Genomic DNA, 10,415 nt, shown 5'->3' on the forward strand with positions numbered 1-10,415 from the left:
TACAACGCCAGGTATTGTTTTGAATGGTTCACAGCTTAGGCGCTCTGCCGCGCTTTTCAGCGGCAGTTTTGGCGGTTTCACGGCAGAACCGGCCAAAGGCGTCCAAAACGTAGAAAATACGCTTGCTGAAACGTTTAATCTAGATTGATCGGCACGTTACTCGATAATGTCTCATCCTTGAAGTCCAACTGGTCGGATCTGCCTAGGCAATAAGTCGGCTGCCCTTATCGGGTAGGATTGGCGAAAATGTCGCGGCATGCTCGAAAAACAAGGAAATACCGGGTTGAAACTCAGTGATATCGCGCGGTTGGCCGGCGTCTCCGTCACCACCGCCAGCTACGTCATCAACGGCAAGGCCGAACAGCAACGCATCAGCAGCGCGACCGTCGAGCGCGTGCGCGCGGTGGTCGATCTGCACGGCTTCACGCCTAATCCGCAAGCGGCCGGCCTGCGCAGTCGGCACACGCGCACCCTGGGGTTTATCCTGCCGGATCTGGAAAACCCCAGTTACGCGCGCATCGCCAAGTTGCTCGAACAAGGCGCGCGGGCTCGCGGCTATCAACTGTTGATTGCCAGCTCCGACGATGCGCCAGACAGCGAGCGCCAGTTGCTGCAACTGTTCCGCGCCCGTCGCTGTGATGCGCTGATCGTCGCCAGTTGCCTGCCCGCCGGTGACGACAGCTACCGCCAGTTGCAGGCCAAGGGTCTGCCGATCATCGCCATCGACCGGGTCATGGAGCCGGAGCATTTCTGCTCGGTGATCAGCGACGACCGCGAGGCCAGCCTGCACCTGACCCAGAGCCTGCTCGATCCGCAGCCCAAACAAATCGTGCTGCTCGGCGCACGCCCTGAGCTGAGCATCAGCCAGGAACGTGCCGCCGGTTTCCGCGCAGCGCTCAACGATTTCAAAGGCGAGGTGCTGGTCGAGCACGCCGAGTCGTTCAGCCGCGAGTGCGGCAAGCAATTGATGGAAGAACTCCTGCAGCGTCTGGGGCATTTGCCCGACGCGCTGGTGACCACTTCCTACGTGCTGCTGCAAGGCGTGTTCGATGCGCTGCATGATTTCCCGCTGAAATCGCGGCCGCTGCGCCTCGGCACCTTCGGCGACACGCAGTTGCTGGATTTCCTGCCGCTGCCGGTCAATGCCATGTCCCAGCAACACCAGTTGATCGCCGACAAGGCCCTGGAACTGGCGCTGGCCGCCGTCGAGCAGGACGACTACCAACCGGGCGTGCAAGCCATTGCGCGGACCTTCAAGCAGCGTATTCATCGGGACTGAATCGTGGAGCTGACCGACAGCCACACCCACCTCGACTTCCCCGACTTCGACGCCGATCGCGCCGAGTTGCTGGCCGAAAGCCGCGCCCTCGGCGTGCGGCGCATCGTCGTACTGGGTGTGCATCAGGGCAACTGGCAACGGGTGTGGGATCTGGTGCAAAGTGACGCCGACCTTTATGCGGCGTTCGGTTTGCACCCGGTGTTTCTCGATCAGCACCGCCCGGAGGATTTGCACGCGCTGGGTGACTGGCTGACGCGCTTGCGGGGGCATCGGCAGCTGTGTGCGGTGGGCGAGATTGGTCTGGATTATTTCATCGAAACTCTGGATCGCGAGCGACAACAGGCGTTGTTCGACGCGCAGCTGCAACTGGCGGCGGACTTCGAACTGCCGGCGCTGATCCACGTGCGCCGCAGCCACGCCGCGGTGATCGCCACGCTCAAGCGCTTCAAGCTCAAACGCGCCGGCATCATCCACGCGTTCGCCGGCAGCCGCGAGGAAGCCCGGGAATACATCAAGCTCGGTTTCAAACTGGGCCTTGGCGGCGCACCGACCTGGCCGCAGGCATTACGCATGCATCGGGTCTTGCCCGAACTGCCGCTGCAATCGGTGGTGCTGGAAACCGACTCACCGGACATGGCTCCCGCGATGTTCGCCGGCCAGCGCAACAGCCCGGCGCATTTGCCGGCGATCTGCGCGGCGTTGGCCGAATTGATGAATATCAGCCCAGAACAACTGGCCGCCGCCAGCACCGCCAACTGCTGCGAAGTCTTCGGCTGGTAATAAATCTCTTGTAGGAGCTGTCGAGTGAAACGAGGCTGCGATCTTTTGATCTTTAAAATCCAAGATCAAAAGATCGCAGCGTGCCGCAGCTCCTACAGAGTTTTGTGCTCAGACGCGGAAGGCGCTGATCAGTTGTTTCAGTTCCACGACCTGGGCAGACAACGCCCGGCTGGCATCTTCGGTCTGGTGTGCGCCCTGCGCCGTGCGCTCGCCGGCGCGGTTGATCTCGACGATGTTCTGATCGATGTCGTGGGCTACAGCGGTTTGCTGTTCGACGGCGGCGGCAATCTGCTGGTTCTGGTCGACGATCATGCCCACCGCGCCAAGAATGTTTTCCAGCGCTTGCTGGACCTTCTCCGACTGGTCCACCGTGCCATTGGCCATCTGATGGCTGACGCCCATCGCCCTCACCGCCGCGCCGACGCCGCCATGCAGCTTGGCGATCATCTGCTCGATCTCTTCGGTCGACTGCTGGGTGCGTTTGGCCAACGTGCGTACTTCATCGGCCACCACCGCAAACCCGCGCCCCTGCTCGCCGGCCCGGGCCGCTTCAATGGCGGCGTTGAGCGCCAGCAGATTGGTCTGTTCGGCGATGCTCTTGATCACCTCAAGCACACGGCTGATCGACTGGCTGTCGCTGGCCAGTTGATTGATCACCAGCACCGACTGATCGATTTCGCTGGCCAGCGCGGCAATGCTGCCCTGCTGCGATTCCACCAGCCCGCGCCCGCTCAGGGTTTCGTCATTGACGCTGTGGGCGCTGCTCACCGCAGCGGCGGCACTGCGAGCGACTTCCATTGAAGTCGCCGACATCTGGTTCATCGCCGTCGCCACTTGTTCGATCTGCATGCGCTGCCCGGCGACAGCCTGATTGCTCTGCGCCGACACGCTTTCGACCTGTCCGGCCTGACGCTCGACTTCGCCGACGGTGTGGCCGACGCGTTCGATCAGGTCGTGAATCTTCTTCACCGTGCCATTGAACACCTCGCCCAACTCGCCCAGTTCATCGCGGCTGCTGGCCTTGAAGTTGACGGTCATGTCGCCGGCCGCGACCTTGTCCATCATCGCGCCCAGGCTTTTCAGGGTGGTGCGGGTCGAGGCGTAGAAACCGCCGTAGAGATAAAAGATCAGCACGAACACCACCGACAGCGCAGAGGCTTGCAGAATCATGTGCGTGCGGTTTTGCGCCAGGCGTTGCTGCAACTGGCTGTCGAGGAATTTCAGCGTGGCCTGATTGAGCTGGTAGGTGTGTTCCATCAGCCCGGTGACCTGATCGTAGAATGCCTGCCACGGCGCATCGAGGGTGTCGGCCATCACAACTTGTTCTTCGAAAAGCTCGCTCGCCTGCTTGAGCGAGGCCTTGCTGCTGTCGGCTTGGGCAGTGAGGGATTCGCGTGCAGCGCGGCTGGAACCGAGGGCGTCCTGCAGTTTCAAGGCGTATTCAGCCTGAAGTTTTTCGATCTGCACCAGCAACTCGTCAAAACGCGTGCTGGAGGAACTGTTGAGAAAACCCTGACCCAACGAATACGAACCCATCGCCCGGCCCTCGCCGAGCGTTTGCGTGACGCTCGGGGTGATCAGCGTCACTAGCTCACTGAGCTGACGAATATCGCTCTGATTATCGCGACTGAGGCCTGCCTGACTGGTGATGATCTGGCTGAAGATCTGCGCACTGGCCAGCAACTTGCCGATCAACGCGCTTTTGCTTTGCAGCGAGCTTTCCGCTTGCTGGGCCTTGAACGCGGCGATCATTTCATCGCGCTTGGCCTCGAACTGCTTGATCTGCTCGGGATCCTCGGTCATCGCTGCCAGCCCTTCGAGGCGCGTGAGCACGGCCTGCTCCAGCGTCTGGATCTGCGCTTCGACGTTGCCGGCCTTGCCGGACTGGCCGAGAGTGACGTCGATCTGCACCAGATTGTTCAGGGTTTCCAGATCCCGGCGCAGGGTCAGGCTGCTGCCTAACAGGTCGAGGCTCTGCAGCTCAACGCGGGTGCCCTGAAATTCGCGGTAGGAGTCGCGCACCAGATAGAAATTGGTCACCAGCATCGGCACCAGGAACAGCACGCTGATCAGGCTGAACTTCATGCCGAAGCTCAGACGGTTCATCAGCGAGACGGCGGGATAGAGCAAGCTCTTCACTGGAAGTCTCCCTTGGTTTTTCTTGTTTTTATTGGCAGGCGCGAGGCGACAGCAGATAGCCACTATCGGGCGCTGTCTCTGTATAGCGCAAATCGGCGGGAGGTTTTGTAACTTAAGGTTAACAACGAAAAGATCGCAGCCTGTGTAGGAGCTGCCGAAGGCTGCGATCTTTTGATCTTCTCTAATTAGCGAACCAGAACAGTCCACAAGGCAAACCCGGCATACCACAGCACCGCCGCGCGCAGCAGCAGTTCCCACAGGCAGTCGAGGGTATTGATGCCGTCCGGACCGACTGCTGGCGGCGGGATTTCCCCAGCTGCCAGGCCGACCTTGTTGATCAACTGCGCAGCGCTGATGTTCCAGTTGAGCAGCTCGTGCAGCATCACTCGGCTGACCGCGACGAAGTTGCCGACCAACGCAAGACTCGCCGCCAGCAAACGCACCGGTACCCAATCGAAGGCATGACGCAGTTGCGCCGCGCGCTCGACCAGCGCCGGATTGCTTCCATGCTCTTCGGCCAGCGCCAGCAAGCGATAAGCCAATGCCGCCACAGGACCGAGGAGGAAATACCAGAAGATCACTGCGAAGAAACTCTGATAGGCCTGCCACAACAGATGACCTTGCACCCGCTCAAGCAATTGCTCGCCGCTGTCGGCGCAGATGTTCAGATCGCGCTTGGCCACGTGCGCCGCCGCTTGCAGATCCTCACGGCGCCAGGCATCGCGAAACGGCCCGAGGCCGCCCAGCAAGTCGCCACGGCCCAGGCTGTAAATCACCACCAGCAAATGCACCGGCAGCGCCAGCAAACCGTAAGCCACCGGTTCCAGCACCAGCAGCAACAGCGCCAGTAACGCCACCGGGAACAGCACCAGAATCGTCAGCACCAGCCAGGGTTGCCTGGCCAGCCGTTCGCTGCTTTCGAGTTTGTGCAGCTCGCGGATCCATCCGCCGTCGCGTTGAAGCCGATGGCGCAGGGCCGAAAACTTCTCGATCCACAGCGCCAGCAGTAACACCAGAAAACTCATTGTCCTTCCTCTTTTGCCAGGGCGGCGCGGTAGCGTGCCCAGTCGAATGCCGGTCCCGGATCGGTCTTGCGCCCCGGAGCGATATCGCTGTGGCCGCAGATACGCTGATCGGTGATCGCCGGAAAACGTTGCTGCAACTGCCGGGTCAGCGCCGTCAGCGCGCGATATTGTTCGTCGGTGAACGGCAGATCATCGGTGCCTTCCAGCTCGATGCCCACGGAAAAATCGTTACAGGTTTCGCGGCCTTCGAACATCGAGATGCCGGCATGCCACGCTCGCGCAAGACAGGAGACAAACTGGGTGACCTTGCCGTCACGTTCGATCAGAAAATGCGCGGAGACGCGCAGGTCAGCGATGCCTGCAAAGTACGGGTGTTCGGTGACATCCAGACGATTCTGGAAAAACTCCTGAACCTTGCCCGTGGCGAATTGCGCCGGCGGCAGGCTGATGTTGTGAATGACCAACAGGGACACTTCGCCCGCCGGGCGCTCATTGAAGTTGGGCGACGGGCAGATCTGCACGCCATGACACCACCCGCTCGCGGGATCCAACTGCATACCGATTCCTTCAACGCCGACCATGTGGGCGCCCAGTATGCCGCGATCCGCCCCCGGCGCGCGATCACTTGCCGCGATTGAGTCGCCGCAGGTCGCCCAGCACCGATTCCAGTGCACGGTCGAACAACAAGGTGTCGTCAAGCGCACGCACGCCGCCACGACTGAACGCCAGCGCCAGATCGGTGCGGCTGCGCTCCAGCACTTTCATGCCCGTGCGGTCGACGAAAACGTATTTGCCGGTCTCATCGATGATCGCCGCGAGTTTGCAACGCAAGGTCTGTTCGTCATCATCGTCGAACACCACCCAACTGCCCACACGCAACTGCTCGACCTGAGACAAACCGGCATCGTCTTGCGCCCGGCGCGGCGCAGGCATGGCTGCAGCTTGATCGGCGCTGAGCTGCAAGACCTGCGGCGTGACTTCGATCAGCGGCGTGGCGCTGTGATCGGCTTCATCGGAGCGCTCCAGCACGCGCACGTGCAGCGCCTCCAGTGCACTGAAGAATTCGCTGGTGGCAAACGGGTCGAACGCGGTGCTGCTCAGGCCATCGCGCAGCGATTTCAGCAAACCCGGTACCAGAGCCAACAGGCGCAGGCTGGATTCGCCATCGTCGTGGCGCTGCACGCTCCAGATCAACTGTTCCATCGTCTGCACGTCGGCGTGCCATTCGGCGGACTGATCGCCATGCTTGAGGCAGGTCAGCAGCAACACCTTACTCCAGGCCTGCCGGACGAAGCTGACCACGGTCGCCGGCAGCACTTTGCCCAGCAATGCCTGCTGCAGCGCCTGCGCGACGCGCCGCTGAGCCAGCTCGGCTTTCGCTCGGCCCTCCTCGGCATCACGCAAGCGTTGCTCAAGCAGTTCGGTGCGGCGGCGCTCTTCCTGAGTAAAGGCAAGGAAATCCGCGAGCAGCTCGGAGAAGATCGCCGGGTCGTCGACAAATTCGCTCAGCAAGCGCTGCACCACTTGTTCGATGCGCACGTAGAGGCTGTCGCGCTCTGCGCCGTCGCAGTCGCTCCAGCCCATCGCGGCCTCGGCGATTTCGTTGAGCAGGCGCCGCGCCGGATGGGTGCTACGGCTGAAGAAGCTTTTATCCAGCACGGCGACTTTGAGCATCGGAATCTGCAATCGGGCGATCAGCGCCTTGAGCGCGTCGGGCAGATTGCGATCCTCGAGGATGCAGTCGAAAACCATGGCGATCAGGTTGATCACATCTTCGTCGGCGGTCGCGACAACGCGGGACCGGCCGCTTCTGACGCTGACCCGGGTCAGCAGCTGCTCGAGCTGATGGCGCAGATCGAAATCTTCCTGAGCCTCCAGCGCCGGTACGTATTGCTGCAAGTGCGACAACAAACGCAGCAGGTCGCGGGTGTTGATCGGATGCGCCGGGGCGCCGTGCTCCAGTGTCGGTGTGACGCGGCCACGCACATGGGCGAGCAATTGCTGCAACGCCGCGAACACTTCCTCTACGGCTTCGTCCGCTGCTGGCGGTGCATCGAGATCATCAATGAATGTGTCGCTATCGGCAGGCTCGACCACGCGACGAGCCATGGCAGGTTTCAGATGCGGCAGCACGCCGGTGGCGAGCAACAACTGATTGGCCTCTGCATACAGTTGCTCGGTGTCGGCCAGCACATAGCGCTCGAACAACTTGAGCAGGATCAGCTTGACCTTGATCTCGACGCCAAGGTTACGCCCGGCCTGCAGGAAATATTCGCAAAGCATCACCGGGCTCAGCGGATTGTGCTGGTCGTCCAGACGCTTGCCGAGCATTGAACTGAACCGCGCGGTCAGTTGATCAAGGGCAAAGCCGTCACGCTTGAGCACACGGCTGACCATGGTCTGAACGGCCACGGTGCGCTCCATGGCATCGGTACGCGGGGTGGATTCTTCGACCACCAGCGTGCGTGGCAAGGTAATGGCGGCGGGGTTGTATTGAGTAAGGCCGGCAAAGGCTTCGAAAAACAGCTCGAGAAAGCCGCGCTCGATGTTCTTGCGCTTGAGGCGCAGGTCGCGCATGGCTTCGAAAAAGATGTTCTGGTCGACATCATTGCGCGCCCGGTCGGCCATTTCGAACAGCGTGTCATCCGCGTTATCGAACAACTCCTGCAGATCGTGGCGCAGCTGCTGCGCAGCCTTGTCGCGGACCTGCAACAGAATCACCGGCAAGCGGGCAAGCGGCGAGTGGTCCGCCAGATCGGCAGTCGCCCGGTGCAAAGGCACCACTTTCCCGTCGTTGCGCATCCAAGCCTCCTGGAACGGTGATTCGGTTCGTCGCTTTGACACTGCCCCAGCGGAGTCGTTCGTCAAAGCCATGACGTCAAATACAAGGCGGATTATCTTGCAAAAGATGTCTGCGATCTATAGGCCTCAGGGTTTCCCCTACACGCCATGAACCGAGCGCCGGCTCAGGAAAATCGACCAGATGCAGTCAGGCACTCGCGTTCTCGCCTTGGGTTGGCTTGCGCCCTGCCCCTATAATCGAACCACTTTGTTTGTGGAGTCCGTTATGCCGAATCTACGTCTCGCCGATCTGACCGCCGAAATCGAAAACAACGTGCGTCGTGCGTTGCTCGAAGACGTCGGCAGCGGCGACATCACCGCGCAACTGATCCCGGCCGAACGCCTGGCCAAAGCCACCATCATCACCCGTGACGACGCGGTCATCTGCGGCACCGCGTGGGTCGATGCGGTGTTTCGCCAGCTCGATCCGCGCGTGGCGGTGCATTGGCAAGTGGTCGACGGCCAGCGGGTCAAAGCCAATCAGCCACTGTTCCATCTGGAAGGCCCGGCTCGCTCACTGTTGACGGGTGAACGCAGCGCATTGAATTTCCTGCAGTTGCTGTCCGGTGTGGCAACACGCGCGCAGTACCTGGCGGATTTCGTCGGCGAGACTCAGGTCAGATTACTCGACACTCGCAAAACTCTGCCCGGCCTGCGTCTGGCGCAGAAATACGCAGTGACCTGCGGCGGCTGTCACAACCATCGCATCGGTCTGTACGACGCCTTCCTGATCAAGGAAAACCACATCGCCGCCAGCGGTGGCATTACCGAAGCCGTGGCCGCCGCCCACAAGATCGCCCCGGGCAAACCGGTGGAGATCGAAGTGGAAAGTCTTGAAGAGTTGCAGCAAGCGCTGGAAGCCGGCGCCGATATCATCATGCTCGACGAACTGAGCCTGGATGACATGCGCGAAGCAGTACGTCTGACCGCCGGCAAAGCGAAACTCGAAGCCAGCGGCGGCATCAACGAAAGCACGCTGCTGCCGATCGCCGAAACGGGCGTGGATTACATCTCGATTGGCGCGATGACCAAGGATGTCAAAGCGGTGGATCTGTCGATGCGACTGAGCCTCTGAGCATTCGCGCAATAGAAAACGCCAGCCTGTTGAGGCTGGCGTTTTTGTTCAGACCACCAGATTGTTCATCTCGCAATACTCATCCCACTCGACACCCAGTACCTCAGCCGCTTCCTTATGCAGTACGAGGCGCTGCGCTTCGAACTCCTCCGGCGTGCTGGTGTATTTGAGGGTCAGCTCCCACGGCTGCAGGCCCTGCGCTTCGGCTTCGTCTTCGAAGGCCCACTGGATCTGGTCTTTCTGATCATCGGGACTCAGGTCCTTGATCTCTTCCTTCAGGTCCGGCACATCCAGAAGGTATTTTTCCAGCGCTTGTTCGTGGCGTTGCTCTTGGGTCAATTCAGTCATGGGGTTCTCGCTGATCTTAAGAATGGAGGATGGATCTGGATCATCAAGGATCTCTCTGACGCGGACAGGCCGGCCTTCGGAACCATTCGGGATCATCTGAAAACTGCTAAGCGATGCTCATGCAGGCACCGAATATAGGACGTTTGCATGACGAATTACACGGCTCTTTACATCTCTCGCACAAAAAGCTGACCTGCGGAACATGAGTCGACGTGGCGCGCCGGGAATCTGGTGCCCGAGACAGGAATCGAACCTGCGACCTTCGCGTTACGAGTGCGCTGCTCTACCGGCTGAGCTACACGGGCGGTGGGCTAAACCTAGCACCGGTTTTCACAAAAGCAAAGATCGCAGCCTGCGGCAGCTCCCACATGATCGGGTTATCACAGCGCTTTGCAGGAGCTGCCGCAGGCTGCGATCTTTGGAACTTTATTCAAGGCAAAAAAATGCCCCCGCCGTTTGCACGGCGGGGGCATCTTCATTGCGCTAAAGCCTTGGGCTGATTAAACGCCCGAAGCCTTGGCAGCTGCCACGTCTTTGATGGACAGCTTGATACGGCCGCGGTTGTCCACGTCCAGTACCAGCACTTCCACTTCCTGGCCTTCCTTCAGGATGTCGGTCACTTTCTCTACACGAGCGTCGCTCAGCATCGAGATATGCACCAGACCGTCCTTGCCCGGCAGGATGTTGACGAATGCGCCGAAGTCGACAATGCGCTCAACCTTGCCGACGTAGATCTTGCCGATCTCGGCTTCTGCCGTGATGCTCAAAACGCGCTGACGGGCAGCTTCCGCGGCATCCTTGGTTTCGCCGAAGATCTTGATCGAACCGTCGTCTTCGATGTCGATCGAAGCCTTGGTTTCTTCGCAGATCGCACGGATGGTCGCGCCACCTTTACCGATGACGTCACGGATCTTGTCGGTGTCGATCT

General features: G+C 60.5%; 9 protein-coding genes and 1 tRNA gene. 3 read left to right on the top strand and 7 right to left on the bottom strand.

Features of this window, described 5'->3' with window-relative positions; translation table 11 throughout:
- Nucleotides 1–283 precede the first annotated feature (283 nt).
- Both cra and ACIGDJ_RS21165 read left to right on the top strand, forming a co-directional pair.
- Nucleotides 284–1,279, top strand: a complete 996-nt coding sequence (gene cra / locus ACIGDJ_RS21160) for a catabolite repressor/activator (RefSeq protein ID WP_101158039.1) — start codon at nt 284–286, stop codon at nt 1,277–1,279.
- A gap of 3 nt (nt 1,280–1,282) precedes the next feature.
- Nucleotides 1,283–2,059, top strand: a complete 777-nt coding sequence (locus ACIGDJ_RS21165; protein ID WP_397480001.1) for a TatD family hydrolase — start codon at nt 1,283–1,285, stop codon at nt 2,057–2,059.
- 108 nt (nt 2,060–2,167) lie between these two features.
- On the opposite strand, the gene ACIGDJ_RS21170 is transcribed toward ACIGDJ_RS21165, so the two are convergent.
- From ACIGDJ_RS21170 to ACIGDJ_RS21185, 4 genes are all read right to left on the bottom strand, one after another.
- The gene (locus ACIGDJ_RS21170) at nt 2,168–4,198 is read right to left on the bottom strand and encodes a methyl-accepting chemotaxis protein (RefSeq protein ID WP_397480000.1); all 2,031 of its coding nucleotides are present in this window, start codon (nt 4,196–4,198) and stop codon (nt 2,168–2,170) included.
- A gap of 185 nt (nt 4,199–4,383) precedes the next feature.
- Entirely contained in the window at nt 4,384–5,223 is an 840-nt protein-coding gene (gene ampE, locus ACIGDJ_RS21175; protein WP_101158054.1) for a regulatory signaling modulator protein AmpE, read from the bottom strand.
- Nucleotides 5,220–5,780, bottom strand: a complete 561-nt coding sequence (gene ampD, locus ACIGDJ_RS21180) for a 1,6-anhydro-N-acetylmuramyl-L-alanine amidase AmpD (protein WP_397479999.1) — start codon at nt 5,778–5,780, stop codon at nt 5,220–5,222. The genes ampE and ampD overlap by 4 nt, the downstream gene beginning before the upstream one ends.
- A gap of 64 nt (nt 5,781–5,844) precedes the next feature.
- Nucleotides 5,845–8,025 (bottom strand): DUF1631 domain-containing protein, encoded by a 2,181-nt coding sequence (locus ACIGDJ_RS21185; protein WP_101158058.1) that lies wholly within the window; start codon nt 8,023–8,025, stop codon nt 5,845–5,847.
- A gap of 265 nt (nt 8,026–8,290) precedes the next feature.
- On the opposite strand from ACIGDJ_RS21185, the gene nadC reads away from it, so the two are divergent.
- Entirely contained in the window at nt 8,291–9,139 is an 849-nt protein-coding gene (nadC, locus tag ACIGDJ_RS21190; protein WP_397479998.1) for a carboxylating nicotinate-nucleotide diphosphorylase, read from the top strand.
- A gap of 48 nt (nt 9,140–9,187) precedes the next feature.
- On the opposite strand, the gene ACIGDJ_RS21195 is transcribed toward nadC, so the two are convergent.
- The 3 genes from ACIGDJ_RS21195 to ACIGDJ_RS21205 all read right to left on the bottom strand — a co-directional run.
- A complete protein-coding gene (locus tag ACIGDJ_RS21195) occupies nt 9,188–9,487 on the bottom strand; it encodes a DUF6388 family protein (RefSeq protein WP_042608866.1) in 300 nt (99 codons plus the stop codon).
- 229 nt (nt 9,488–9,716) lie between these two features.
- Nucleotides 9,717–9,792: transfer RNA gene (locus ACIGDJ_RS21200), tRNA-Thr, on the bottom strand.
- A gap of 195 nt (nt 9,793–9,987) precedes the next feature.
- The coding region (locus ACIGDJ_RS21205) for a S1 RNA-binding domain-containing protein (protein ID WP_397504608.1) at nt 9,988–10,415 on the bottom strand (428 nt) is incomplete at its 5' end.

Origin of the sequence: Pseudomonas sp. NPDC079367, from assembly GCF_044542195.1 — a bacterium.
Lineage (GTDB): Bacteria > Pseudomonadota > Gammaproteobacteria > Pseudomonadales > Pseudomonadaceae > Aquipseudomonas.